This window comes from Arthrobacter sp. DMZ02-1R (assembly GCF_057747935.1).
Genome location: NZ_CM173230.1, coordinates 2,140,583 through 2,165,745, shown reverse-complemented (window position 1 = coordinate 2,165,745; position 25,163 = coordinate 2,140,583). Strand labels below are relative to the sequence as shown.

Annotated in this window: 24 protein-coding genes; 15 read left to right on the top strand and 9 right to left on the bottom strand. The window is 63.8% G+C overall.

Going from position 1 to position 25,163, the window contains the following annotated elements; translation table 11 throughout:
- Nucleotides 1–9 precede the first annotated feature (9 nt).
- Together AC3ANQ_RS10595 and AC3ANQ_RS10590 are read left to right on the top strand one after the other, a co-directional pair.
- Nucleotides 10–1,260: an Nramp family divalent metal transporter gene (locus AC3ANQ_RS10595; RefSeq protein ID WP_488305017.1), complete on the top strand. Its 1,251-nt coding sequence runs from the start codon at nt 10–12 to the stop codon at nt 1,258–1,260.
- 85 nt (nt 1,261–1,345) lie between these two features.
- A complete protein-coding gene (locus AC3ANQ_RS10590) occupies nt 1,346–2,593 on the top strand; it encodes an APC family permease (RefSeq protein ID WP_488305016.1) in 1,248 nt (415 codons plus the stop codon).
- On the opposite strand, the gene AC3ANQ_RS10585 is transcribed toward AC3ANQ_RS10590, so the two are convergent.
- Nucleotides 2,574–3,821: an MFS transporter gene (locus AC3ANQ_RS10585; RefSeq protein ID WP_488305015.1), complete on the bottom strand. Its 1,248-nt coding sequence runs from the start codon at nt 3,819–3,821 to the stop codon at nt 2,574–2,576. The genes AC3ANQ_RS10590 and AC3ANQ_RS10585 overlap by 20 nt on opposite strands.
- A 184-nt stretch (nt 3,822–4,005) precedes the next feature.
- Here AC3ANQ_RS10585 and AC3ANQ_RS10580 point away from each other — a divergent pair, with 184 nt between their 5' ends.
- From AC3ANQ_RS10580 to AC3ANQ_RS10565, 4 genes are all read left to right on the top strand, one after another.
- On the top strand, nt 4,006–4,395 hold the full coding sequence (locus AC3ANQ_RS10580; protein ID WP_488305014.1) for a hypothetical protein: 390 nt from the start codon (nt 4,006–4,008) through the stop codon (nt 4,393–4,395).
- 224 nt (nt 4,396–4,619) lie between these two features.
- On the top strand, nt 4,620–4,877 hold the full coding sequence (locus AC3ANQ_RS10575) for a mycoredoxin (protein ID WP_059389319.1): 258 nt from the start codon (nt 4,620–4,622) through the stop codon (nt 4,875–4,877).
- 240 nt (nt 4,878–5,117) lie between these two features.
- Nucleotides 5,118–6,203 carry an S-(hydroxymethyl)mycothiol dehydrogenase gene (locus AC3ANQ_RS10570; RefSeq protein ID WP_265977624.1) on the top strand — a complete coding sequence of 362 codons (1,086 nt, stop codon included), beginning with the start codon at nt 5,118–5,120 and terminating at the stop codon, nt 6,201–6,203.
- Entirely contained in the window at nt 6,200–6,859 is a 660-nt protein-coding gene (locus tag AC3ANQ_RS10565) for an MBL fold metallo-hydrolase (protein ID WP_488305013.1), read from the top strand. Before AC3ANQ_RS10570 ends, AC3ANQ_RS10565 begins: the two co-directional genes overlap by 4 nt.
- A gap of 24 nt (nt 6,860–6,883) precedes the next feature.
- Here the strand turns inward: AC3ANQ_RS10565 and AC3ANQ_RS10560 are convergent, their stop codons facing one another.
- The 4 genes from AC3ANQ_RS10560 to AC3ANQ_RS10545 form a co-directional block, all read right to left on the bottom strand.
- Entirely contained in the window at nt 6,884–9,202 is a 2,319-nt protein-coding gene (locus AC3ANQ_RS10560) for an FdhF/YdeP family oxidoreductase (protein ID WP_488305012.1), read from the bottom strand.
- Between the two features lie 103 nt (nt 9,203–9,305).
- Nucleotides 9,306–10,082 (bottom strand): lipoate--protein ligase family protein, encoded by a 777-nt coding sequence (locus tag AC3ANQ_RS10555; protein WP_488305011.1) that lies wholly within the window; start codon nt 10,080–10,082, stop codon nt 9,306–9,308.
- The gene (locus AC3ANQ_RS10550) at nt 10,082–10,885 is read right to left on the bottom strand and encodes a thioesterase family protein (protein WP_488305010.1); all 804 of its coding nucleotides are present in this window, start codon (nt 10,883–10,885) and stop codon (nt 10,082–10,084) included. Before AC3ANQ_RS10550 ends, AC3ANQ_RS10555 begins: the two co-directional genes overlap by 1 nt.
- Nucleotides 10,886–11,072: 187 nt before the next feature.
- On the bottom strand, nt 11,073–11,267 hold the full coding sequence (locus AC3ANQ_RS10545) for a DUF1918 domain-containing protein (RefSeq protein WP_488305009.1): 195 nt from the start codon (nt 11,265–11,267) through the stop codon (nt 11,073–11,075).
- A gap of 29 nt (nt 11,268–11,296) precedes the next feature.
- Between AC3ANQ_RS10545 and AC3ANQ_RS10540 the strand changes: the two genes are divergently transcribed.
- Entirely contained in the window at nt 11,297–11,683 is a 387-nt protein-coding gene (locus tag AC3ANQ_RS10540) for a DUF1016 N-terminal domain-containing protein (RefSeq protein ID WP_488305008.1), read from the top strand.
- On the top strand, nt 11,610–11,768 hold the full coding sequence (locus AC3ANQ_RS10535) for a hypothetical protein (RefSeq protein WP_488305007.1): 159 nt from the start codon (nt 11,610–11,612) through the stop codon (nt 11,766–11,768). The genes AC3ANQ_RS10540 and AC3ANQ_RS10535 overlap by 74 nt, the downstream gene beginning before the upstream one ends.
- Nucleotides 11,769–11,773: 5 nt before the next feature.
- Here the strand turns inward: AC3ANQ_RS10535 and AC3ANQ_RS10530 are convergent, their stop codons facing one another.
- Entirely contained in the window at nt 11,774–12,430 is a 657-nt protein-coding gene (locus AC3ANQ_RS10530; protein WP_488305006.1) for a DNA alkylation repair protein, read from the bottom strand.
- Nucleotides 12,431–12,458: 28 nt separating this feature from the next.
- Nucleotides 12,459–13,448, bottom strand: coding sequence for a dienelactone hydrolase family protein (locus AC3ANQ_RS10525; protein ID WP_488305005.1), 990 nt, complete (start codon nt 13,446–13,448; stop codon nt 12,459–12,461).
- A gap of 115 nt (nt 13,449–13,563) precedes the next feature.
- Between AC3ANQ_RS10525 and AC3ANQ_RS10520 the strand changes: the two genes are divergently transcribed.
- Nucleotides 13,564–14,454: a ribonuclease Z gene (locus AC3ANQ_RS10520; protein WP_488305004.1), complete on the top strand. Its 891-nt coding sequence runs from the start codon at nt 13,564–13,566 to the stop codon at nt 14,452–14,454.
- A gap of 208 nt (nt 14,455–14,662) precedes the next feature.
- Nucleotides 14,663–17,776 (top strand): PAS domain S-box protein, encoded by a 3,114-nt coding sequence (locus AC3ANQ_RS10515; protein ID WP_488305003.1) that lies wholly within the window; start codon nt 14,663–14,665, stop codon nt 17,774–17,776.
- A 341-nt stretch (nt 17,777–18,117) separates the two neighbouring features.
- Here AC3ANQ_RS10515 and AC3ANQ_RS10510 read toward each other — a convergent pair whose 3' ends face one another.
- Entirely contained in the window at nt 18,118–18,423 is a 306-nt protein-coding gene (locus AC3ANQ_RS10510; RefSeq protein ID WP_488305002.1) for a putative quinol monooxygenase, read from the bottom strand.
- 223 nt (nt 18,424–18,646) lie between these two features.
- Here AC3ANQ_RS10510 and AC3ANQ_RS10505 point away from each other — a divergent pair, with 223 nt between their 5' ends.
- The gene (locus AC3ANQ_RS10505) at nt 18,647–20,314 is read left to right on the top strand and encodes an HNH endonuclease signature motif containing protein (RefSeq protein ID WP_488305001.1); all 1,668 of its coding nucleotides are present in this window, start codon (nt 18,647–18,649) and stop codon (nt 20,312–20,314) included.
- Nucleotides 20,315–21,265: 951 nt separating this feature from the next.
- On the opposite strand, the gene AC3ANQ_RS10500 is transcribed toward AC3ANQ_RS10505, so the two are convergent.
- Nucleotides 21,266–22,704 (bottom strand): IS3 family transposase gene (locus AC3ANQ_RS10500; protein ID WP_488301593.1). Its coding sequence is split into 2 segments (ribosomal slippage): nt 21,266–22,323 and nt 22,323–22,704, totalling 1,440 coding nucleotides; the frame shifts between segments, so codons are not numbered across the junction.
- Between the two features lie 388 nt (nt 22,705–23,092).
- Here AC3ANQ_RS10500 and AC3ANQ_RS10495 point away from each other — a divergent pair.
- From AC3ANQ_RS10495 to AC3ANQ_RS10480, 4 genes are all read left to right on the top strand, one after another.
- Entirely contained in the window at nt 23,093–23,305 is a 213-nt protein-coding gene (locus AC3ANQ_RS10495; RefSeq protein ID WP_488305000.1) for a hypothetical protein, read from the top strand.
- A 90-nt stretch (nt 23,306–23,395) separates the two neighbouring features.
- Nucleotides 23,396–23,845, top strand: a complete 450-nt coding sequence (locus AC3ANQ_RS10490; protein ID WP_488304999.1) for a pyridoxamine 5'-phosphate oxidase family protein — start codon at nt 23,396–23,398, stop codon at nt 23,843–23,845.
- 243 nt (nt 23,846–24,088) lie between these two features.
- Entirely contained in the window at nt 24,089–24,511 is a 423-nt protein-coding gene (locus AC3ANQ_RS10485; RefSeq protein WP_488304998.1) for an Hsp20/alpha crystallin family protein, read from the top strand.
- Between the two features lie 181 nt (nt 24,512–24,692).
- Nucleotides 24,693–25,136 carry a universal stress protein gene (locus AC3ANQ_RS10480; protein ID WP_488304997.1) on the top strand — a complete coding sequence of 148 codons (444 nt, stop codon included), beginning with the start codon at nt 24,693–24,695 and terminating at the stop codon, nt 25,134–25,136.
- The last annotated feature ends 27 nt before the right edge of the window (nt 25,137–25,163 follow it).

Below are 25,163 nucleotides of genomic sequence, written 5' to 3'. Positions count from 1 at the left end.
GAGGAACCCATGGCCACGACTCTTGCGATGCAACCGGCGAGCAAGCCCCGGTGGCGGTCCCGGCTGCTTTTGTTGGGACCAGCTTTCGTGGCCGCGATCGCCTACGTGGATCCGGGAAATGTCGCGGCAAATCTGACTGCCGGTGCGAACTACGGCTACTTGCTCGTATGGGTCTTGGTTGCAGCAAACATCATGGCTGTCTTGGTGCAGTACCAGTCGGCGAAACTAGGTTTGGCCACGGGCCACAGCCTTCCCGAACTCCTCGGTAAGCGGCTGGGAACACACCGCCGCAGGCTGTTTTGGGTCCAGGCAGAAGTCGTTGCCGGGGCTACTGACATGGCTGAAGTCATCGGCGGAGCCGTAGCACTCAACCTCCTCTTCGGGCTGCCGCTTCTCATGGGTGGTTTCATCATCGGGCTGGCATCCATGATGCTCTTGGCCCTCCAGTCGTCACGGGGCCAAAAGTCCTTCGAATACGCCATCATGATGCTGTTGGCGGTCATCGCCGTCGGTTTCGTTTCGGGACTCTTCGTCAGTCCGCCGGAGACCGGAGGCGTGTTGGCAGGTTTGGTGCCGCGCTTCGAAGGCACGGACACAGTCCTCCTCGCGGCCAGCATGCTCGGTGCCACCGTCATGCCGCACGCCATCTACCTTCATTCCGCCCTGGCGCGTGACAGGCATGGCTTCTCCCAAGATCCGGCCGTGCGGACAAAACTCATCAGGGCAACCCGGGTGGATGTCGCGGGGGCGTTGATGCTGGCAGGGGTTGTGAACATCGCCATGCTCCTTTTGGCTGCCTCCAGCCTGCGGGGAGTCGAAGGCACTGACACCATCGCAGGAGCCCATGCCGCAGTCACCTCGGCGCTTGGTCCAATCATTGGAGTCGCTTTTGGCGTCGGCCTGCTAGCCTCGGGCCTGGCCTCGACGTCCGTTGGATGCTACGCCGGAGCAACAGTGATGGGTGGCCTCCTCAAGATCCGTGTGCCACTCCTGCTCCGCCGGGTCATCACGTTGATCCCGGCCTTGATCATTCTCGGAGCCGGAATAGAACCCACATTGGCACTCGTATTGAGCCAGGTCCTCCTCAGCTTCGGGATTCCTTTCGCCTTGATTCCGCTGATTCGGCTCACTGGCAAGCGCGAAGTCATGGGCATCCACGCAGATTCAACAGTATTGAAGATTGCCGGGTGGACCAGTGCGGCACTCATCGTCGGCCTCAACTGTGTCCTCATCGTCCTGACTATCGCGGGGAAATCTTAAGCGTTCCTACCAGCCCCGACTGCGTCGTGCATTTCGGGGAGGACCCCAGGACTTAGGCTGGGTTTGAGCGCCGAAGGAGAACCCCATGAGCAACCCGCAGGCCCTGGCCCGTCGGCTGGGTACCTTTGACGCGGTCGTGATCGGTTTGGGCTCCATGATTGGCGCCGGCGTATTCGCGGCCTTCACCCCGGCCGCTTCCGCCGCAGGATCAGGACTGCTGATTGGGCTTGTGGTCGCGGCTGCTGTGGCATTCTGCAACGCGACGTCTTCCGCCCAGCTCGCCGCCGCATACCCGACGTCGGGCGGAACCTATATTTACGGGCGTGAGCGGCTGGGACCGTGGTCCGGATACTTGGCCGGGTGGGGCTTCGTGATCGGTAAGACCGCCAGCGCAGCGGCCATGGCCATGACCTTCGCCGCCTATGCTGCCCCAGCGGGGTGGGAGCGTCCCGTGGCGATCGCCGCCGTCGTCGTCCTTGCCGCCGTGAACTATCACGGCGTGACGCGCACGGCCGGCCTGACCCGCATTCTGGTTCTCGCCGTTCTGGCGGCCCTCGCCATTGCTGTGGCGGCCTGCTGGGGCGGTTCTGCTGCCGCGCCGGCAAACGTTCTTGGGGACGGGTTGCTTGCACACGGCTGGTACGGGATTCTCCAGTCCGCCGGGCTGCTGTTCTTCGCCTTCGCGGGCTATGCGAGGATCGCAACCATGGGAGAGGAGGTCCGTGACCCCCGGCGCTCAATCCCGCGCGCCATCGGGATCGCCTTGGGGATCACAGTAATTCTGTACGCCATCATTGCGGTGACCCTTCTCGCAGCCCTCGGCCCGGACGGCGTGGCTGGTACACCAACACCGCTCGCCGCCGCCGTCGAAAACGGAACCTTGTCTTGGGCCGTTCCAGTGGTCCGCGCGGGAGCCGCTGTCGCCGCCTTGGGCGCCCTGCTGGCACTCATCGCCGGATTGGGCCGGACCACGCTGGCCATGGCCCGGCACCATGATCTGCCTCATTGGCTCGCCGCCGTCCATCCGCGCTATCGCGTCCCGCACAGGGCCGAAGTCGCACTGGCCGCTGTGATCTGCGTGGTTGTCGCCGTCGCCGATGTGCGCGGTGCGATCGGTTTCTCCTCGTTCGGCGTGCTCATCTACTATTTGGTCGCCAATATTGCCGCCTTTACCCAGCCGCCCGCAGACCGGCGATACCCCAAAGCACTCCAAGTGTTCGGGGCCTTGGCTTGCGTGGTCCTGGTAGCCACCCTCCCCCCGCTATCGGCGGGCGTGGGCGTCCTAATGTTCGCCGTAGGCATCGCCCTGCGGGCTACCAGGCTCCATCGATAGCGTCAAGACGAGCACCCGATGCTTGCCCTGCTGATGCGGCGGCGAGACGTTCCTTCGGAGGCACTCGCCTGGGCGCCCGCCCGGCCAACACAATAACGAGCAGCGCTAGGACCGTGAGGGCCGCGCAAGCCGCGAAGACGCCCTGGTAGCCGAGCGCCGTCGTCGAACCGAAAACGATGATCGGGCCGGAGACGATAGCGCCGAGGCGCCTGGTGTTGGTGTACAAGCCCGAGGCCAAGCCCGGACGGGGAATCAGCCGCTGGAACAACGTCAACCCCACTCCCGCCACAATCCCAAAGAACCAGGCATTCAGAACCTGGAGCGCAATCAGCGTGGCAGGGTTGGAGACAAAGGCCATGGCCGCGTAGTAGGCGATTCCGGCGATGCATCCGGAAGCAATGAGCGCCCGGCTCGAAAAGCGGCGGGCCAGCCGCCCGATCAGGAAGAGCGCGGGGATCTCAAGTGCAGCCGAGACGCCCAGCGCGATGCCCGCCCAGATGACGTCCACGCCGAGTCCTTGCGTCACGAACAAGCCCATGATCGACACGGCGGCACTGTTGGTGGCCTGCAGCGCGATAAAGCCGAGGACGACGGCGGCGACCCCCGCTTTTGAGAACAGTTGCCCGTCGTCGGGGTCGTCACTCTTGGCCCGGGCCTCAACGGGAGCGGCCCGCCGTCGGGAAATCATGGCGGCGGTCGTGGCGACATTGAGAACTGCCACCGCCCCGAGCGCGAGCAGGATGGCTCGATTGCCCAGCGCACCCATGACGAACGTCGCCAGGGGCGGCCCTGCCACCCAAGCGAAGGAAACGATCGCGCGGGTGTTCATGACGTCTGCGGCTCCGGCACCTGAATGTTTCAGATGTGCGAACAGGAGCGAACTACCCACCCCGGCTGGCCCTCCGAGGACGATCAAGCCTACGACGGCGAGCGGCAGCGAAGTGCTCACCGCCAAGAGGGCGGACAAGGCCAAGGTCAGGATGCCGCAAGCCAACAGGGGTCGCAGATAGTCCTTTGCGCGGTCTGCATAAGCCGGCACGAGGAGGGAGGCCACGAAGCCGGCGGCATTGTAGACGGCAAGAACCCAGCCCACCTCTGCGGGGGTGGCATTGAACAGGGCCACCAGCAGGAGCGCCAGCGCGGGGTTGAGGAAGGCGAATTGGAGCCCCCACAAGAGCGCTGCCGAGGGGACGATCAAACGCTGCTTGTTTTCATTCCGGTGATCCACGTCCTCTACCCTAGAAGCCTTCCTGCCCGCGAGGGAGGCACTGCCGGTACCTGTATCGGCAAGTCTCCCGGCTGGTCAAGGCCGATTTTGGCCATGTGCCTGATCAGATCGGGTCGGCGAAACGGCTTCGACAAAACCCGAATCAGGGGTGGACGGCGGGAGTCGCACAGAGCAGGATTGAGCCATGAGCACCCATGAGGCACTTCTGAAGCAGGCCAGCATTACCGCCACGGAAGCCACGCTCGTGGCCAAGTTCGAGATCGAGGGCAACATCCCTGGTTCCGGCGCCTATGTCGTGGGCTTGGTCGCGGCGACTCCGGACTATTCCTCTCAACGAAGATTGGGCATCGAGTTCATGAACGGGGAAGCGATCGCGTTCTTCTCCTTCAACCACGACCAAAGCGCCGAAGAGAACTACGACCTTAAGGGCGTTGAACACTCCGGGAATACCATCACGGGCCATTTCCCCCTCTCTGCAATCAATGGTCTTGGCAAGGGACACGTCATGACCGCGTTCAGTGAAGCTGACGGCCGCGACTTCCAGTCCGGCGTCGCCGTCGAAGAGTCACTTTAGGACCGGATAGCTACGGTCCTAAGGAACCGCACGCCGATTTCTTCTCTTCGGGCGGGCGCTTGCGATGCGCCGCGCCGTTTCTATGTCGTGAACACTTAACAGCACGGTCACCGTCTGGGCCAGCCCCCCCTTTGCGTGTCATGTGACACATGCCCGCGGAGGAATAGTGCCCGCCGGGTTACCGTTGACGCGAGTAGTTCCAACAAAGACGACAGGAGAAATCCGTGGACTTCACCCCCGAATCCGGCACCATCACCATGTTCTCGACCACTTGGTGCGGCTATTGCAACCGCCTCAAGAAGCAGCTGGACGCCAAGGGCATCGGCTACAACGAGATCAACATCGAAGAGGTCGAGGGCACTGCCGAACTCGTGGAGAAGCTCAACGGCGGCAACCAGACGGTTCCCACCGTCCTGTTCCCGGACGGCACCGCGGCCACCAACCCCTCGGCAGCCGAGGTCGAGGCCCGGCTGGCCGCCTGAGTTGCTCCGTCTTCGCGCGAACTGGCACTAGATACCCCGAGAAACGACGGGGACGGTGATCTGCTGCCAGTTCGCGGGGAGCTCACCCTCCGGCTTCCGAGTTCGCGGCGTAGCACAGTACGCAACATGCCGCGCAAAGCGCAACAACCCTAGTCACGGATCCAGCCCCTGTGATAGACAGTTTGAGATCAGACCCGGACGCGACGTCCGCGGTCCACGAACCTCACAGGGGAGTTTTCCATGGTCCACGCAGTCAAAGGGGCAATTGTCCGCTCGAAGGGCGCGCCCGTAACCCTCGAAACAATCCTCGTCCCGGACCCGGGCCCGGGCGAAGCGTTGGTGGACATCCTGACCAGCGGCGTGTGCCACACAGACCTGCACTACAAGTTGGGCGGCATCAGCGACGATTTCCCCTTCCTCCTCGGCCATGAGGCAACCGGCGTTGTGAGCGCCGTCGGTCCGGACGTCACGGACATCGTTCCCGGTGACCGCGTGATCCTGAACTGGCGGGCAGTCTGCGGCAATTGCCGCGCCTGCAACCGTGGCCAGGCACAATACTGCTTCAACACGCACAACGCCACGCAGAAAATGACACTCGAGGACGGCACCGTCCTCTCCCCCGCGCTCGGCATCGGCGCCTTCGCCGAGAAGACGCTCGTCGCCGCCGGGCAATGTACCAAAGTCGACCCCGACGCCGATGCTGCCGCCGTCGGGCTGCTCGGCTGCGGCGTGATGGCTGGGCTGGGTGCTGCGATCAATACCGGAGGCGTGAAGCGCGGCGATTCGGTGGCCGTTATCGGCTGCGGCGGCGTGGGCGTGGCCGCCATCGCTGGGGCTGCCCTGGCCGGCGCCACCACCATCATTGCCGTGGACATTGACGCCAAGAAGCTGGACCGGGCACGCGAACTCGGCGCCACGCACGTGGTGGACTCCTCGCAGGGAGACCCCGTTGAACAGATCCGCGAACTCACCGGCGGTTTTGGCGCGGACGTGGTGATCGACGCCGTCGGCCGCCCCGAGACGTACAAGCAAGCGTTCTACGCGCGCGACCTCGCCGGCACGGTGGTGCTGGTGGGAGTTCCGACGCCGGAAATGACGCTCGAACTCCCGCTGCTGGACGTCTTCGGCCGGGGCGGTTCCCTGAAATCCTCCTGGTACGGCGACTGCCTGCCTTCCCGCGATTTCCCCATGCTCGTCAGCCTCTACCGTCAGGGCAAGCTCGATCTGGACGCCTTCGTCACGGAACGGATCGGCATCGCCGATATAGAGGACGCTTTCGACAAGATGCACTCGGGATCCGTCCTTCGATCGGTGGTAGAACTGTGACGAATGAATCGCTAACCAACCAAACCAAGACTGTCCGCGTTGAACGCGTAGTCACCTCCGGCACCTTCTCGTTGGACGGCGGCACGTGGGATGTGGACAACAACGTGTGGATCGTCGGAGACGACTCCGAGTGCATCGTGATCGATCCCGCGCACCAACCGGACGCAATCACGGCGGCAATCGGTGACCGCACGGTCAAAGCCATCCTCCTCACGCATGGCCACGACGACCACATCCGCTCCGCGGGAGCTTTCCGGGACATCGTCCGTGCGCCGATCCACTTGCACCGTGACGACTGGATGCTATGGGAGGCGGTTTACCCTGATGCCGATCCCGACGCCGACATCACCGAGGGCGAGATCTTTGAGGTCGCCGGTACCCGGCTAAGGGCCATCCACACACCGGGCCACTCCCCCGGTTCCGTGTCCTTCCATCTGGAAAGCGAAGGAACCCTTTTCAGTGGCGACACGCTGTTCCAGGGCGGACCGGGAGCCACCGGGCGTTCCTATAGCGATTTCCCCACGATCATCGACTCCATCCGCTCAAGGATCCTGACGTTGCCCGTAAACACCGTCGTCCTGACAGGCCACGGCAGTACCACCACCGTTGGAGCCGAGGCGCCCCAGCTTGAGGAATGGATCGCGCGGGGACACTAGGCACGTCGCCCCTTTTGGGGAACGCTAGTGGGCACTGGCGCTGAAGTCCGGTGGTGCGGCTGGTTCCAGGCGCACCACCACAGACTTGGAGGCCGGCGTGTTGCTGCCTTCAGCGGTTGAATCCAGCGGAACCAGGACATTCGCCTCCGGGTAGTAAGCCGTCACGCATCCACGGGCTGTGGGGTACGCGATCAACCGCAGCTGGCGCAGGACCCTGTCCACGCCGTCGTCGGCCTCGCTGTGGACGTCCACATAGCCGCCGTCGGCGAGGCCAAGATCGGCCAGGTCGTCGCTGTGGGCAAAAAGCACCAGGCGGCCCTTCTTCACGCCACGGTAGCGGTCGTTCATGCTGTAGGTGGTCGTGTTGAATTGGTCGTGGGAGCGGACTGTCTGGAGTAGCAGACGCCCCGGCGGGACCTGGATGGTCTGAAGGTCATTGACGGTGAACATCGCTTTCCCGGTGGCGGTGGGGAACTTCCGCTCGTCCCTTGGACCATGCGGCAGGACGAAACCGTCGCGGCTCCGGGCCTTCTGGTTGAAGTTCTCGAAACCCGGCACCACATGTGAAATGTGTTCGCGGACGGAATCGTAGTTCGCCTCAAAACCTCGCCAATCAACAGTGACTTTGTCGCCGAGTACCGCGCGGGCCATGCGGCAGACGATCGCCACTTCGGACAAGACTTTGTCCGAGATCGGCTCCAGCCTGCCCGCCGAACGGTGAACAGCGCAGACTGTGTCTTCCACCGTGACAAACTGCTCGCCGCTGGCCTGGCGGTCTATTTCCGTCCGGCCCATCGTCGGCAGGATCAGCGCCTGTTCTCCCACTACAGCGTGGGAACGGTTGAGCTTCGTGGAAATCTGGACGGACAACTTGGTCTTCCGAACAGCGGCTTCAGCCGCGGTGGTGTCCGACATGGCGTGCACAAGGTTTCCACCGAGTGCAACCAGCACCTTGATCCGACCGTCCCGCATGCCTCGGATGCTGTCCACGGAATCGGCGCCGGGCAGCCGCGGCGGGTCGAATCCGAATTCCCGCTGCAAGGCGTTGAGGAACGGCTCGGGCATCTTCTCCCAAATACCCATGGTGCGGTCGCCTTGGACGTTGCTGTGTCCCCGGATCGGTGACGGGCCTGCGCCGGGTTTGCCGATATTCCCCCGGAGCAGGAGCAGGTTGGCGATTTCCTTGATGGTTGCCACGGCCTTCTTGTGCTGCGTCAAGCCCATGGCCCAGGTAACGATGACCCTTTCGGCACGCAGGTAGCGGGACGCGAGCTCGTCGATTTCCTCGGTCCGCAGGCCAGTTGCGGCAAGGACGTCCTGTTCATCCAAGGATGCAATGTGTGCCTTGAACTCTTCCAGCCCTTGGCAGTGTTCCTCGATGAACGCGTGGTCCAGCACGGCCCCAGGTGCCGCTTCTTCTGCTTCCAAGACGCGCTTGGACAGAGCCTGCAGCAACGCCATGTCCCCTGCGAGGCGGATCTGCAGGAACTGGTCTGCCAGGTCTGTTCCTTTGCCTACCAGGCCGCGAGGACGTTGCGGGTTTTTGAAGTTGATGAGCCCGGCCTCCGGAAGCGGGTTCACTGCGACAATGCTGGCACCTGCGAGCTTGGCCTCTTCCAAGGCCGTGAGCATCCTGGGATGGCAGGTCCCTGGATTCTGGCCCATGATGATGATCAAATCCGCCTTGGCGAAGTCGGTATAGGTGACGGCGGACTTGCCCACGCCAAGGGTCTCCCCCAGGGCCAGACCGGTGGACTCATGGCACATGTTGGAGCAATCGGGCAGGTTGTTGGTCCCGAAGGCACGCACGAAGAGCTGGTAGACAAACGCGGCTTCGTTGCTCGTCCGTCCGCTCGTGTAGAACGTGGCTTCGTCCGGCGAATCCAGCGCGTTCAGTTCACGGGCCACAATCCGGAACGCGTTGTCCCAGCTGATGGGACGGTAGTGGCTCGCACCTGCCGGTTTGTAGACTGGTTCCACCAGCCGCCCCTGCTGTCCCAGCCAGTATTCCGAGCGCTGGGCGAGGGATTCGACGTCGTTCTCGTCCCAGAACGCGGACGGAACTTTGAGCGGATCCGCCTCCCACCCGACCGCCTTGGCACCGTTTTCGCAGAACTCGGCCAGCTTCCGCTCTGGAGGATCGGGCCACGCGCAACTCATGCAGTCGAAGCCGTCTTTCTGGTTCAACGCGCGCAGGGACTTCCACATGCGGGACGGGCCCATTTGGCCCAAAGAATGCGGCAACGATTCAACCAAGCTGGGCAGGCCCGCGGCGGATCGTTTGGGCGGACCGACTGTGAGGTCCGCGTCGGAATCGTGGACAACAGGCGGCTTCTTGTCCATTGCTCTACCTCGCTTCAGGAGGGCGGCACATCCCGGGTCCGGTGGAAGGCGACGCCCGGGACCACGTGGTTGTGGCCTCAAGCGTAGTCCTGGCGGTATCCGTCTACAACGGCGTGCTGGTGCTCGTGACAGGGAGCAGGCTCTGGAAATCGCCGTCGATCAGTTCCGCGTATTCTGCGTAAGCCTTGACGACGGCGTCTTCCACCGTGGGGACATCCAGCTGCGGCAAGAGGTCATTGGCGGCGCCGGCGGTGGCCGGGTCCCATTCCAATCCGAGGGCTTCATAGCTCGCCGTCAGGACTTCACGGATGGGAGTCGAGTTCTCGACGATTATCACCGAGCTGAACAGCCACCCCCCGGAGACCACCCTCTGGGCAGTGCCGATGAGCTTGATCTGGTGTGCCGGAAAATCCGGGTCCAAGCCGTGCACGCTGAACTCCCCCGGGCAGTACTCGCCGGGAATCTCCCCGACGGCGGCTTGGACGCCAACGCGACGGAGTGCACCCGCGAGGAGCTCGCCAAAGTATGAAAAACGGGCCTTGGCTCCAGCAATGGCGTCAGCGTGCGGCTCAACGTGGTCTATCACCAGGGTGCCGCGATGGTAGGCCGCAGCCCGCCCCCCTGCCTTGCGGATCAGTGGTTCGAACCCCAGGTCCCTGCAGGCCTCGGATGCGGCTTGGAATCCCGGTAGTTTGGCGTCGCGTTGCCCGAACGCCACCGTGGGGCGGGGCCGGTACAAACGGAGTGTTGGCGCCAACTGCCCTCGGCGGGCCCGGTTCAGGAGCTCGATCCCGAAATCCAGATCGTCAGCGACGCCGAGCGATTCTTCCTGTCGCACCACCGTCAGCGTGCTCCGGGTTCTGGCCGGCTCTCCGGCCATCAGCTCTTCCTCAACGTGAGGATCTGCTCCGCCCGGCCGAAGGGGCCGCTGATGTCGTGGAGCACTGTGGACGTGAGGCCGATGCCGTCGTTGCCGAAGGAGACCATGTTGTCCAAGCCCAGCCATTCCCCCGCGGGTTCACGGTACATGTGGACCTGGAGGTCGAGGTTGGGGAAGATGTAGCTATTCTTGCCGGGTGAAACGCGGGCGGCAATGCCGTTGGCAGTGTCCACGAGACCGACGAGCCTCGCGAGATCGCGGCTGTCGGCCGCATCAGTCAGCGGGTGCTCGGTTCGTATCCAGACTTTGCCCGAGCCTGCCCGGTGTCCTTCCGCGATCCGCATTTCCAGGGACCGGATGTAGCCGCCGGGCCACACGTTCGAACCGTCCCAAGGTTTGCATTCATCCGGGGCCGGCATGGCCACGTCTTCTATCGCGGCCACTGCACTCGTGTCGCTGGTCGCCATCCGCCAGGCGGTGGCGCGGATCGCCACGCGACCCGCCGCCGAGAGTTCCGCCTGGATCAGTTCAATCGTCCTGCCGGGGCGGAGCGTGCTGGTGGTGATCTCGAACTCCCCGCCCGGGATCAGTCCCAGGATTTCGTAGCTCAGGCGCGCCAGGCGGACGTCGTCACGCGGCTCATGGCGTAGCAGGGCATCAGCCAGGATCCCCGAGGCCGGCGCCATGTGCTGCTCATGCGGATTCCAGGCGCCCTGGGCGTGAATGGTGGAGCGAAAACGCCCGTCGCCGAGCGATTCGTAGTAGAAGTCGCCTTCCGCAAGGTCCGGAAGTTCAATACTCAACGCCTGCCCTTTCGCCGGTCCGGTAGTGGAACTCAGACCACTGTATCTTCTGGCGCCACAGCCGTCCGACGTCGACGGCAAATGACCAGGCAGACAGCAAGCCCGGCAAAGGGCGAGGACCAGGAGGACCGCCGCCAAAGGCGGAGGCCTTACCTTTTCTCACCTGTGAAGACGGACGATCCGGGGGTTAGGTCGCCCTTCTTGTGTGGTCGACGGTGAAGTCGCCACCCGGATACAGAATGGTCTCGTGTCCGTCGTCAAAGCGCACGAAGTACGGCGGCGCACCATTGGCACCGCGCACTTCGAGAATCTCGCCGTGCCGGTCAGATGCCCCGACGGTTCTGCCATGAATGATGATCCGATCTCCCTGGGCTGCTTCCACAGGAACCACCTCCCAGGATCAGATTACGAGTGTTGGGCTGCGGTGGGAACAGCTTGCAGGTGGCCCATCGAATTGCAGCGAACAGGGCGTTGCTCGCTTCCTATTGGTCCATCGGCCGGCAGCTGGCACAGCGGGAATCCGAGCAAGGCTGGGGCTCGAAAGTCGTCACCCGACTTGCAGCGGACATACAATCCCGGTTTCCTGGATCCAAGGGATTCTCGCCAAGGAACCTCCGATACATGAAGACTTTGCGCAAGCTTGGCCGGAGTTCCCAATGTTGCAAGCGCCGCTTGCAACATTGCCCTGGTACCACCCTTCGTCGCTTGCAAAGAGAAAAACAACGTGGTGGCCGAGTATGCGCTGCGGGGAATCAACCTGCCCATAGGCGTCTCGGAATGGCAGAGCAAAATCATTGAATCGTTGCCAGAGGAGCTCGCTTCAAGCCTGCCGAGCATCGAACTCCTTGAGGCAGAACTGGCTGCCTCGCAGGCGCCCCGGTGACCGGGTCAGGCGACTGAGGAGGGGAATTTCAGCTCAGGCCGGCGCTTGGAAACCTCAGCCAGCACGGAGGAAACCGCCTCCCTGATATCCTCCGCCTCACCGCCCATCTCCCTGGCGGCGTCGAGCCCCGCAGTGGCGCGGCGTACAAAAGCGTCCCAGTCGCCTTCACCGGCACGGAGCTCCCTCAGCGGTGACATCAGGGCGGCGCGGCACAGCCACGCGTCAGGCTCCCGCACCCAACGATCCAGAACGCTGCCCGCCCGCGCCCTGGCCTGCCCTTCCAGCCCGGCAATCAAAGGTCCGATCACGTCGACCGCTAGCGGATCGACCAGTTCGCGCAGCCTTCCTTCGCGGGCAAAACCCTCAAGACGTGTCAGGTCGGTATTCATCAGCAGATGGACGTTGGACTGCAGCAGGACGATTGCCGCGAAGCGGCGCTCAAAAACGGGAAGCTCCCATAACTCCGAGCTCAAGGCGGTGACCTCGTCGTGCGCGAGTTGCGGGTAGCGGCGGAGGGTGTCGCGGACCGTTCCCCGGATGGCCCCGATCGAGGATCCGTAGTAGCGGAGCCCTTTTCCCAGGCGCGTCTGCGCCTCCTCTGCACGGATCCAAGAGCTCTCACGGCGTAGCGCCTCATCGATGAACTCACCCGGGTCACTCATGCGAACATTCTTTCGCAATAGTGTCTGGTCAGACGTACTCACCGAACCATGAAAGCGTGTCCTGCCAGGCGGCAGTGGCCTGGGCTTGGTTGTAACGCTCGCTCGTGTCGTTGTGGAAGGCGTGGTCGACGTCGGGATAGACCGTCAGCTTGTGGCGCACCTCGGTGGCTGCGAGCGCATCCCGAAGTGCAGGCATTGCGCCGGTGATGCGCTGGTCGAGTTCGGCATAGACGCCAAAGACGGCTGGTTTGATGGATGGAACCTTGTCCAGGTCGGGTGCGGGGCCATAGAAGGCCGCTGTGGCTTTCAGCCTGGGTATTTCGGTTGCGGCCTGCCAGGTGATGCCACCGCCAAAGCAGTAGCCGTTCATAGCGATCCGCTCGCCATCCACGAAATCCAATGATCGGAGATAGTCGAAGCCCGCGGAAAAGTCGGAAACGTGTCGCTCGGCTCCGGCCCGCGTCAGTGCTCCGGGGACGGCGTCGGCATCCAGGCTCTGCGTGCCTCCCTCCCGGCTCAGGAGATCCGGCGCCAAGGCGACGTAACCGGCCTTGGCAAAACGGCGCGCGACGTCCTGGATATGCGGGGTGAGTCCGCGGTTCTCATGGCAGATGAGCACTGCCGGTCCCGGATCGGCCCCCTCAGGCCTGGCGAGGTACGCGCTGATCTCGGTTCCGCCCGCGGAGAACCGTACAGTGGCCGTCACGAGGCCGGACGCGCCCTCCGGGACGGAGAGCGGACTCTTCGCCCCCGGAACTGGCCCTCCGGCCATCGCGCCCGAGGCCGCATCCCTTGGCAGCCGGGCCGACGAAGCCATTGGGCTCGGCATGGGATCGGTGCTCTGCGGGACTTCATCGGTGGTACAGCCGAGCTGCAGCATCGCTGAAGAAGCTGCGGCCATGCTCCCGGTAATGAAGGCCACCCGACGAATGAACGCACCGTGGGACATGTCTCCGGCACGGTAGTCGTCGAAGAATTCCTCGACGAGGTACTTCTCAAATTTGCCGAGCTGCGTCACTAAAGGCCTCCTGAGTTTGCCGCACATCTTCCTCCCAAGACTGTCGCCGGGCAAGGGCACTACGGGGCGCGCAAGCTGGTGGGCGTGGCCGCCAAGTAGTGAGACACTCAATTCCATGCGTGAATTCGTGGTTCTTGGCACCGCCTCCCAGGTCCCAACCAGGACCCGCAACCACAACGGATATGTGCTCCATTGGGATGGCGAGGGCCTGCTCTTCGACCCCGGAGAAGGTACCCAGCGGCAGATGATCCAAGCTGGTGTCTCGGCCAGCCAGATCACGCGTATCTGCATCACCCATGTCCACGGTGACCACTGTTTCGGGCTGCCGGGCGTGCTTTCGCGCATGGCCCTGGACCGAGTTGAGCATCCAATCCACGTGCACTATCCCGCGTCCGGCGAGGACATGATCCGCGCCCTCGTGGCCGTTGCGTCTCCCGGGATCGACCTTCGGCTTCATCCGCACGGGGGCGCCGGGCCTATTGCCGCAGGAGTAGAGGTGCGCCCGCTGCTCCATCGAATCGAGACATACGGTTATAGGGTTGTCGAGCCTGACGGCCGAAGCCTCCTTCCGGAGCGGCTTGCGGCGGCCGGGATTACCGGATCGGACGTCAGCCTCCTGCAGCAGGATGGGAGTCTGGGCGGCGTGCGCTTGGAAGACGTGAGCGTGCCTAGGCCCGGACAGCGCTTCGCTTTCGTGATGGACACGGCGCCATGCGCCGGCGCTGAGGAACTCGCCGAGGGTGCCGACCTTCTCGTGGCTGAGTCCACTTTCAGCGACGACGACGGCGACCTCGCCGCGCAGTACCGCCACCTCACCGCGGGGCAGGCGGGGGCATTGGCTGCCACTGCCGAAGCGGGCATGCTCATCCTTACCCATTTCTCGTCACGTTACACAGACGTCAGCCTGCTCGAGGAGCAAGCACGGACGCGGTCCGGCGGGGCCGCCGTCGTGGCCGCGAACGACCTGGACCGGATCCCCTTCCCGAAGCGGCAGAGGTGGCTGTGAAGAGGCGGATGAATCGCATCTTCGACACCCCTGGGGGGCGCCGGGCTGCGACGTACGGCGGCTCGCCACGGCGTCGGAAGTACATGGCAATTTTGTGATGCTTTCGGGTCGGTTCCCGGATAATCTGTCCGTGGGGAGGGCCACACCGGCACACCCAGGCGTCCGCGAATGTGGGCGGGCTTGTCACTATTCAGCTCTGGGGGCCGAAATGACGAACGAAATGCGGCCGCTTGATCGCGTCGACTCTTATCGTGGCCTCGTTGAGGCCGTGCCGGACGCTTTGCTGGTGATCGACGAGGACGGGCAGATCACATTCGGCAATGCCTATACAGAGCAGCTCTTCGGCTATTCGCGTAGCCAGCTGCTTGGCAAGCACTATGAGATGCTGCTTCCGGCGCGGTTCAAGGGCCACGGTGGCACCATTCGAGACCTCTTTGCCAGTGATCCGGGAATACGCCGGGTGGGGACTGACCTGAAACTGTTCGGCCGTAACCGTGACGGCACCGAGTTTCCCATTGAGGTAAGCTTCGCTCCCCTCGGCGTCGGACCCGGCATGCAGCTCGTCGCCTCCATCCGAGAAGTAAGTGACCGCAGCCGCGTTGACGCGGAACTCCGTGATGCCCTCTCCTTACTCAGTGCCACCCTGGAGTCCACAGCGGACGGCATCCTGGTTGTCGCCGCAGATGGGACGATTGCGGGGGCGAACGAACGGTTCGCCGCGCTGTGGGGCATCCCCGCGGAACTTATGGAGTCCCACGACGACGGCCGGCTGTTGGCTTTCGTCCTGGATCAGCTCACGGATCCCGACGGCTTCATAGGCAAGGTCCAGGAACTCTACGCCGATCCAGGGGCGGAGAGCCTGGATATGTTGGAATTCCGTGACGGGCGGACGTTTGAGCGGTATTCCCGGCCTCAACTGGTCGGGGATGAGATCGTGGGACGGGTCTGGAGTTTCCGCGACGTTACTTCCCGCCAGCTCGCACGGGAACAGGCGCGGGAGGCGCTCGCCCAAGTGGAGGGCCTGGCCGCCATCGTTGAGTCCTCGGCTGACGCAATCATTGGTATGACGCCTGAGGGCCTCATCACCAGCTGGAACCCTGGGGCCAAAAAGCTGTACGGATACACTGCCGCTGAAGCGACCGGGCAGAACGTCCGGCTCCTCATTCCGGACCACCTCCAGGCGGAGGACGGGGTGCTGGCCGCTGTCCTGAATGGCGGACAGGCCCGTAGTTTCGAGACAGACCGGGTGCGAAAGGATGGGTCTATCGTGCCCGTGTCCTTGACGGTTTCCCCGATCCGCGGCGAACACGGAGTGGTCGGAATTGCGACCATCGGGCAGGACATCACCGCGCGGCGTGCCGCTGAAGCCGAGCTGCGGGCTGCCCAGGAGGCGGCCCTGGAATCGAGCAGGTTGAAGTCCGAGTTCCTGGCGACGATGAGCCATGAGATCCGTACACCTATGAACGGAGTCATAGGCCTGACTACGCTTCTGCTGGACACACCATTGGATGAAGCGCAACGCAAATACGCCGAAGGGGTTCAGACCGCTGCCGGAGCTTTGTTGACCCTGATCAACGACATCCTGGATTTCTCGAAGCTGGAGGCGGGGAAAATCGACCTGGACATCACCTCCTTCGATCCGCAGTACCTGATGGATCAGGTTGCCGGGCTCCTGGCCGAAGCCGCACAGGGCAAGGGCCTGGAACTCATCGCGTACTGCCATCCCGATGTTCCCGCACAGCTAGCCGGTGATGCCGGCCGGATCCGGCAGATCCTGCTGAACCTGGCTTCGAACGCCGTAAAGTTCACCGCGTCCGGTGAGGTGGCCATCCGGGTGAACGTCGCGGACCAGGACGCAAGAACCGCGCTACTGCGGTTCGAGGTCAGTGATACCGGTATCGGCATCGATACCGCGGATCATCTGCGCTTGTTCGATTCGTTCTCCCAAGCGGACGCCTCCACCACGCGTCGGTACGGTGGAACCGGACTGGGGCTGGCCATATGCCGGCGTCTGACGGAAGTGATGGGCGGGGAAATCGGTGTGACCAGCACCCCGGGTGAGGGAAGCACGTTCTGGTTCTCTATCCGGTTGCCGCTGGCTAAGGAACGCGGGCGCCTTTCCGCCCCTCCGGTTCCGGGCCTACTGACGGGCCTGCGCGTGCTGGTGGTCGACGACAATGCCACCAATAGGTTCGTGTTGGAATCGCAGTTGAACACGTGGGGACTGCGGCCGGACGCGGTGGCGGACGCGCGCACGGCCCTCGAACGATCCCGGACGGCAGCCGCCTCCGGGCAACCCTTCGACGTTGCAGTGCTCGACATGTGCATGCCGGACATGGACGGCCTTGAGCTTGCCCGGGAGCTCTCCAGCGACCCCGCCCTGCGCGGCATCCGGCTCATGATGCTGACGTCCGCGTCCCAGGTATCCAAGGCCGATATGACTGAGGCCGGAATCAGCGAATGGCTCACGAAACCCGTACGCGGCTCAGAACTCCACGACCGCCTTATGCGGCTGGTGGCGGGCAACCCGGCGAGCGAACCAGTGTCCTCACTGGCGCGGCCTCCGATGCCGGACAGGCCTTCCCGGGGCCGGATCCTTGTGGTGGAGGACAATGAGGTGAACCAGCTCGTCGCCTGCGAAATGGTTGCCAAGCTGGGCTACCAAGCAGAGGTGGTTGCCGATGGCGCCGAGGCTGTCTCCGCCATCGCCGCCCACTCCTACGCGGCAGTGCTCATGGATTGCCATATGCCGGTCATGGACGGCTTCGAAGCCACCAGGAGCATTCGGGCACGGGAGAGCCGCTCCGCGCGCCTGCCCATCATCGCCATGACAGCCGGAGCCCAGGACGAAGACCGCGAGCGCTGCCTCTCCGCCGGCATGGACGACTACCTCAGCAAACCGGTCGATCTGGTTGCCCTGGATGAAGCCCTGAAGCGGTGGGTTCCCCGCGGGGTAAGTCCCGAAGCTGAAGCGCCGGCTGTTGATCCGGGACGCCTCGCGGTTCTTCGTGAATTGGGTCCGGCGGACGGGCACGGTCTCTTGCCCTCAGCTGCCGGAGCCTTCCGCCGCGGCGTCCCCACCAGCGTCGCCGCGCTTCATCAGGCATTGGACGATGGTGGCGGAGGCGCACTCGAACAAGCCGCCCACACACTCAAGGGCTCCGCCGCCAGTATCGGGGCCACCGGTGCTGCATCCCTATGCCAGGAACTGGAGGATCTGGGGCGCAAGGGCTGTGGCCAATCGGGTACCGAGCTGCTGACCCGGCTTCTTGCCGAGCTGGCACGGGTGGACAAAGAGTTGGAGAACGCGTTGCATGCGTAGGGCTGCCCGCGTGTTTGGCCGGCTCTACCTGGAAAACGAGTAGGCGGCACTCGTGCCTCAGGGCCGGAAAAGATGTTGAATTAATACAGGCATACATCCGCGGCTTGAGACAAACCGGCCGTCCCTCCGGGACCGGCATTGGACGGGGCCGACGGCGGGAGGGCCCCTGGAGCCCGGGGCTCGGGGCTCTCTACCCCAGACGCCGCCGGCCCCCCTTTTTGTGGGAAGTCGCCAGCTGACCTACCGCGGAGCGGTCTGTTGAAACGGGTACTTTGAACGAAACCGCCGTGCCGTCGCCCGGAACGTGACACATTGACCTTGCTGGAGCAGGGCGGGGGTTCTTAGATGTTGCTGGCAACCATTGCGTAGTCGGTGAACACCACCGGACCGGCAGTGAGGACAGGCTGGTAGACGGCTTCGAATGCCGCCACCTCTGCGGATCTCCCGTGGGCCTCGTGTGCTCTCTCGTCTTCGAAGATGAACAGGTGGAAGAACTTGGTGGGATCCTCAGCGTCCTGCCAAGCAGAATAGAGCCGGGTTCCCGGTTCGTTCGCCTTGACGTAGTCTACGAATACTTCGATAGCCGCTTTGACCCGCTCGACGGCACCGGCTTGGACCTGAAACGTAGCTGTCTGACAGATAGGCACTTTGGCTCCTCTTGGTTTCGCCCGGCTCCTAGTTTCGCCCGGCAGGGCAGTTCTTCCAAGCCAAGCACATCCACCGGCAACCGTCACCGACGGAGGAGCGCGGGACTGCCCAAACACTCCTCGGGGCGCCGGTCTCCTCGGCGCCAGTCGGTGCCTGCTCGGTGTCGCGTACCAGCCCAAGCGGCGGCGCTAAATTGTCGGTGCCTCCTGGGATGCTGTGGGTATGGATGGAGGGACAGCTTGGGGCGCGGACAGCAGCGCGGCCATGGAGGCCGTCGCCGCGTCCGTTGCTGTGCTCGCTGCCTTCAGCGGCGCCGGCGCAGTGCGTGCCGAGACGCCCGGCCTCGATTCCCCGCCAGACGCCGATCCACCACGGGACACCGATCCGCTCCGTCGCCTGGCGGATGATTGCCTGGACGGCCTCGCCGAAGTGGCCCGGCTGGAAGCCCGGACCGCCGCGCTGAAGGCGACGCTCGCCGCGGACTATGTTCACGCAGCCAGGCTCCTGGCGTCACCGGCGGCATCACCGCAGGAACGCACCGCCCAGGAGCTTGCCCTGGTCGCCGAGGTCGCCTGTGTCCTGACCGTCAGCGAACGAACCGCCGGGGCACTCCTGTCCGAATGCCAGGCACTGACCACGGCGCTGCCGCTGACACTGGCAGCCCTTCAGTCCGGGACGATCTCCTGGCAGCACGCCCGGATCATGGTCGAAGAAACCGACGGCCTGGATCCGGCCGGAGCGGCCGCGCTGGAAGCGCACTTCCTGGACCCCGACGCGCCGAACCCTGCCCGAGGGTGCCCGGCCGGGGACCTCGTCCCTTCCCGGTTCCGGGCCAAGGCACGCGCCTGGCGGGAACGCCACCACTGCGTCGGCATCGAAGAACGCCACGCCACACGAGCCGGGGACCGGCGGGTCGAGTACGCCCCGGATCGTGACGGCATGGCATGGATCTCCGCCCACCTTCCCGCAGACACCGCTGCCGGGATTTGGGAACGGACCACCGCCGCCGCCCGCGCCCTCCAAGGCCCCCACGAGGCCCGGACACTCGCCCAGCTCCGCGCCGACATCACCGCCACCTGGCTCCTCACCAACAACACCGGCGGGACGGTCACCGGCGGAATGCCCGACGGCGGCACGGTCGACGGCGGCACGGTCGACGGCGGCACGGGAGCGGGCGGGGCGGGTCGTGTCCCGTCCCCGAGGGCGCAGGTCCTGGTCACCGTCCCGGTCCTGTCCCTCCTGGGCGCCACGGACGAACCGGCCATGCTGGACGGGTACGGGCCGATCCCGCCGTCCATGGCCCGCCGCCTGATCACCGACGGCGCCGACTCCTTCCACCGCGTCCTGACCGACCCCCGCGACGGCGCCCCGCTGGAAATCGGACGCACCAGCTACCGTCTCACGAAGGCCCAGCGCCAATGGCTCCGGCTCCGCGACGGAAAATGTCCCTTCCCCGGCTGCAACAACCACTCCCTGGACAACGAAGCGGACCACCTCCTGGCCTGGGCCCACGGAGGCACCACCGGCATCTCCAACCTGGGCCAACCCTGTCCCAAACACCACCGACTCAAACACCGGACCGGATGGAAGCCCACCGCGGCCAGCAAGGACCACCCACCGGGGTGGACCTCACCGTCACAACGGCACTACCCCAGCGAACACCAGGACTGGGAACCACCCCGCTGGCCACACCACCTACCGATCACGGACCCACGCCCGGACCAAGACCCGCCCGCACATCCCGAACCGGAACTGCCCCCGGATCCCCTCCCGGACTGGCACTCATTCACGGCCGCACATCCATGGCCGGGGGCCGACACGGACGATCCCGGCTGGCCCGCGCCCCTGAACAGCCACCTCACGGAAGGTGGAGTGCTCCAAGGCGCCTGATCGACAACACCTTCATACGGGAGGAATTCTTAGAAGCGAGTGAGCCACACAAGGTCACAACGGACGAGAACAACAGTCAGACGTGATTCTTAGGGCTCTTCGACTGGGCACAAGGAAGCTGGCCGGCTCGTACGCATGTACGAGCAGACAAACCGGCCAGCTTGACCTCAATCTGGTGAGGGACGAGTCGCGGCTCGCAGCCAGCCTGTGAGACCGGCGCATAATTGGCGACAATTGCCACGAACAGACCCGGTTTTGAGGGACGGGTCTTCTTTGTCAGAGAACACACCCGAAGACCAATCTGGCATAGAAGATTCAAAACTCTGCGTCCATATTGATGGAGCCCGGGCTGGTTGACTGTTGGGTCTGGCTAGTTGGCATCGCTGAACATAGAGAACTGGCTTCACGAGCTGACCGCACGGCGCCTAGACGCTAGGCAGAGTTCGCTGGCAGGCAACGTGTCAGCGCCACTCAAAACCCACGGGGCGGCCGTCCGGAGTAAGTTCCAGCATCTTCCCGTCACCGGACAGCCGCCCCTGGCACCCGCATCCGGAACCTCAGGGTCAGCTGGGGCCAAACGCAGCAATGGAGCAATGGAGCAAGCAATGCGATCTATCAAGCCGCACCGCCGCCTTGAAACACGCGCATGGACGGTGGGGGGCAATTTCATCTGATTGCGGCCGTTGGGACAGCTGGCTTGAACCTCGAGCTCCAGCGCTCATCCCAGGCAAGGAAGACCTTCGGCTCTAGAGCACAGACATGGGGGCGGGCTGCGAAACTTTCGCGATCGATGATCGATAAGGTGCCCCGCGAACAAAGTCCAGCGCGGGCGAACGGTGTGTGAGGTTCCGGCGCGGTGACAGGGTCGGAGTGGCCTGGCTAGGGGGAACCTGCGGGAGCTGCGCGTATTGCCGCCGCGGAATTTTTCAAGCTGAGCGGTACCAAAGGGAGTTAGGCGGCTGATGGTTCTGTGATTTCCTGGGGCTGGTTGATCCACGCGGGTCCTGGGAGCGCGAGGATTTTGGGGTCGGTGGTTGTGGTGAAGCGTTCGGGGTGTTTCGCTCGGGCTGCAGCGAGCGTTGCTGAGCGCTCTGCGGCCACGCTCGCGGCGTGACCGTAGTGGACGTTCGCGGGGGTGTGGAACCCGATTCCGGAGTGCTGGTGGTGATGGTTGTACCAGTCCACGAAGCCGCTGATAAACGCCCCGGCGTCGTGGACTGAGGCGAAGCGTTCGGGGAATTCCGGACCGTATTTCAGGGTCTTGAACAGCGCCTCGCTGTAGGGATTGTCATTGGACACCCGGGGCCTGGAGTGGGACCTGGTGACCTCCAGGTCCGAGAGCAGCGCGGCCACCGTTTTGGACGTCATGGACGTTCCCCGGTCCGCGTGCACAACCTGGGGGATGCCATGGATCCCAAAGATTCCCTTCATCATTTCCACCGCCAGGACTCCGGATTCGGTGGCGTGGACGTGCGCGCCGACGATGAACCTGGAATGGATATCGACCATCATGTAGCAGTCGAAATACTTGCCCTTGACCGGGCCGGCAAGTTTGGTGATATCCCAAGTGAACACCTGGCCCGGGGCCGCGGCGACCAGTTCAGGAACCGCCCGGGGCGGATGCTTGGCCAGCCGGCGGCGTTCCTTGACCTGCTTGTTCTCCTCCAGCACCCGGTAAAAAGTCGACAGCGACCCCAGATAGATCCCGTCATCCAACAGCTTCGTATAGACCTGCATGGGCGCCAGATCCACGAACTCCGGCGAGTTCAGCGCCGCGAGGATCCCGGCCCTTTCGGCGGTGCTGAGTTTGTTCTGCGGCACGACCGGCAGCTGGTCCCGCGGCGGGGCCGGTTTCCGGTTCGCGGTCGTCCTGGAAACGCCGGTCAATGATGCTGCACGGCGCGTGGGGATCTTCAGTTCAAGCATCGACCGGTACGTGGCCATCAGCGTTTCTTGGACCGGGGCCCGTCCGGCATATCCCCTGAGGCGCTCTCTAAGAACGCCTGTAGTTTTCCCATCAGTTCCAGGGCTGCCTCGGTCTTCTGCAACCGGCTCTCACTCACCTCTAGCTGGCGGCGCAAACGCGCGTTCTCGGCCTGGTCCGCCGAGAGTTTCCCGATCGTTTCCCCGGCCTTCTTCCCGGCCAGGACCCCGGCGTCACGCAGCCGGCGCCACTCGGTCATCTGCGAGGAATACAGACCCTCCCGTCGCAGGAAAGCACCGCCCTCACTGTTCTCACACGCCTTCTCGTACGCGGTCAAAAACTCGAGCTTCTGGACGGGGGTGAACGACCGACGAGGCCGTGGTCCACCAGCCCGCGGCCCGGAACTACCACTGCTACTACTCACAGCACTATCTTGGCGTACTGCACTCAAAGCTGGACTGGACATGATTACTAGATTCCTGGTTCTCGCCCCACGCGATCAAACGGACTTGCTACGAGCCCCTGGTACCGTTCCAGCCTGACAGGTAGGGCCGTGGCGACGAGGATCTTTGCCTCTCCCCTGCCTTCACCGGATGGGACAGGGACGGCGGCTATGCCGAACATCTCACGGTGTCTGAGGATTTCGCGTATGCCATAGCCTCAGTTTTCGGATGAGCAGGCGGCCTCTCTATTGTGCTTCGGCATCATCGGGTACCGGGCGCTCAAACGCGCCGCCGTTCCACCGGGCGGCCGGCTGGGCATCTACGGTTTCGGAGGATCTGCCCATCTCACAGCGCAGATGGCGCGCCACCAAGGCGCGCAGGTCTACGTGATGACCCGTTCGGAGTCGGCCCGTGAAGTGGCGCTACGCCGCCGATCTCTTCTATGAGCGGCAGTTCCGTAGTGTTACCGCCTATACCCGGGCGGACGGCGAAGAGTTCTGGTCGCTGGCCGCGGAGATCCCGCTGGCTCCCACCACAACGGTGTATCCATTGGCTGAAGCAGATCGGGCCCTGCAGGACTTGGCGTCCGAGCGGATTACCGGGACTGCCGTGCTGAAGGCCTGAAACTGCGGATCAGAGGAAATTGCCGCCGGGTGAGAGACCTAAGACTTATTCCTCTACTTCTGTGTGGACCATCTCGGTAGGCTCACCTTTATGGAGAATTCAGAGTCGAGACCGGACACCGAAGTACTCAGCGTTCATGAGTGCTGGAAGTACCTTCGTTCCTCCTCCGTCGGAAGGGTTGCGGTCGTCAGTGGCGACGCCCCCGAGATCTTCCCAGTCAACTACGTGCCTGACGAGGGGACAGTGATCTTCCGGACAGGACCCGGTACCAAACTGGATGCAGTCATGGCCGGGCAAATGATTGCATTGGAAGCCGATGGTTTCAACACCTACGGCACAATCGCATGGAGCGTCATTGTCAAGGGTCCTGCCGAAATTGTCACGCAAGATGACGAGCTTCAGGAGCCTGCCGCAACGGAACTCTCGCCGTGGGAGCCTGGCGCCAAAGATCATCTGGTCCGGATCACGCCAGCGGAAATGAGCGGCCGCAAGTTCGTGATCAGCCCACCATCCCGATGGTGGCCCCCACGCAATTCCTGACTCCTGATCAGTCCAGCGGCCTTGGCCCCCCACTGAGCCGCGGCCTATTTCCGGTGGCCTGCGCGGGCCGCGCCGACGAGATGTTCCGTGTCGAGGGAATACCCCCGCTCCTCCGCCCAACGAGACAAACCAGAAAGCCCGGACGCGGAGGACCAAAGCCTCTGGGATGTACTCCTTGCGATTCGGATTCTGGAAGGGTCAGGCCGATTCAGGCCTGACCGAATCCAAGACAAGGAGGCAGGCATGACGGACTTAATCAGGTGGTTCGATACCCGTCGCTCACCCATCGAGATGATCGAACGGCTCTTCGAAAGTGATGTGGCGGCATCCGGGATTCGGGTCGAACAATTGGTTGAAGGCACCACCTTGGTCGTTCGCGCTGAACTGCCGGGGATCGATCCGGAGAAAGATGTTGAAATCACCCTTGGCGAAGGGTTCCTCGAAATACGAGCCGAGCGGCAGGAGAAGAAGGAGCATAAGGACAAGGGCAGCTACCGATCGGAATTCCGTTACGGCTCCTTTGTACGCAGGCTGCCTCTGCCTGACACCGTCCAACGGGACGACGTCTCCGCTTCATACAAGGACGGCGTGCTCGAGGTGCGGGCTCCGATTCCGGAAAAGGTCCAGCCCTCGTCCGCTCACAGGATCCCGATAACACGAGAGTAAGACGCACGGTCCGGCCGATCGGCCGGACCGTGCCTCGTCGGGGTGCAGGTCCTTTGAACGGGCTTCCGGTTGTCGACGACGGCCGGCCACGGGGCGGACTGTGACTTTCGGCCCTACAGTCCGGGACAGCCACCGGTCACGCTAGCGGAGTACGGAACACCTTTATCGCGGGAGGAAAGTCATGGGCGGGGAAGGATCCAGAGCAAGGATCGTTGTTGGTGTTGATGGATCGGAAGCCTCCATCGAGGCACTGAGGCAGGCCCAGAACCTTGCCACGCCATTGGGGGCGCAAATCGAGGCTGTTGCTTATTGGGAGTTCCCGCAGGTCTATGGCGGCTACGTGGCCATGGGCATCGATGACTTCGAGGAAGGCGCCGGCCAGGTCCTCAAGGAATCCTTGGAGAAGGTGTTCGGTCCGGAATTGCCGGACAACGTCGTCGCCCGCGTTGTCCGCGGTCACGCACGGGAATCCCTTATTGAAGCTAGCCGGGAAGCGGACATGATCGTCCTCGGCAGGCGTGGCCACGGAGGTTTTGGCGGCCTGTTGCTCGGATCGGTGAGTTCAGCCTGCGTTGCCCACGCCCACTGCCCGGTCCTCGTGGTCCATGCTCCGGAAAAGAGTTGAACGACACCGACGGCAGGAGAGAGGAGA

What these genes read in the sequence shown, in the direction of transcription:
- AC3ANQ_RS10580 (WP_488305014.1), top strand. Translation starts at nt 4,006, where the DNA reads ATGAGCACCCATGAGGCACTTCTGAAGCAGGCCAGCATTACCGCCACG.
- AC3ANQ_RS10490 (WP_488304999.1), top strand. Translation starts at nt 23,396, where the DNA reads ATGGAGAATTCAGAGTCGAGACCGGACACCGAAGTACTCAGCGTTCAT.
- AC3ANQ_RS10505 (WP_488305001.1), top strand. Translation starts at nt 18,647, where the DNA reads ATGGATGGAGGGACAGCTTGGGGCGCGGACAGCAGCGCGGCCATGGAG.
- AC3ANQ_RS10485 (WP_488304998.1), top strand. Translation starts at nt 24,089, where the DNA reads ATGACGGACTTAATCAGGTGGTTCGATACCCGTCGCTCACCCATCGAG.
- AC3ANQ_RS10595 (WP_488305017.1), top strand. Translation starts at nt 10, where the DNA reads ATGGCCACGACTCTTGCGATGCAACCGGCGAGCAAGCCCCGGTGGCGG.
- AC3ANQ_RS10515 (WP_488305003.1), top strand. Translation starts at nt 14,663, where the DNA reads ATGACGAACGAAATGCGGCCGCTTGATCGCGTCGACTCTTATCGTGGC.
- AC3ANQ_RS10560 (WP_488305012.1), bottom strand. Translation starts at nt 9,202, where the DNA reads ATGGACAAGAAGCCGCCTGTTGTCCACGATTCCGACGCGGACCTCACA.
- AC3ANQ_RS10480 (WP_488304997.1), top strand. Translation starts at nt 24,693, where the DNA reads ATGGGCGGGGAAGGATCCAGAGCAAGGATCGTTGTTGGTGTTGATGGA.
- AC3ANQ_RS10530 (WP_488305006.1), bottom strand. Translation starts at nt 12,430, where the DNA reads ATGAGTGACCCGGGTGAGTTCATCGATGAGGCGCTACGCCGTGAGAGC.
- AC3ANQ_RS10590 (WP_488305016.1), top strand. Translation starts at nt 1,346, where the DNA reads ATGAGCAACCCGCAGGCCCTGGCCCGTCGGCTGGGTACCTTTGACGCG.
- AC3ANQ_RS10520 (WP_488305004.1), top strand. Translation starts at nt 13,564, where the DNA reads ATGCGTGAATTCGTGGTTCTTGGCACCGCCTCCCAGGTCCCAACCAGG.
- AC3ANQ_RS10570 (WP_265977624.1), top strand. Translation starts at nt 5,118, where the DNA reads ATGGTCCACGCAGTCAAAGGGGCAATTGTCCGCTCGAAGGGCGCGCCC.
- AC3ANQ_RS10555 (WP_488305011.1), bottom strand. Translation starts at nt 10,082, where the DNA reads ATGGCCGGAGAGCCGGCCAGAACCCGGAGCACGCTGACGGTGGTGCGA.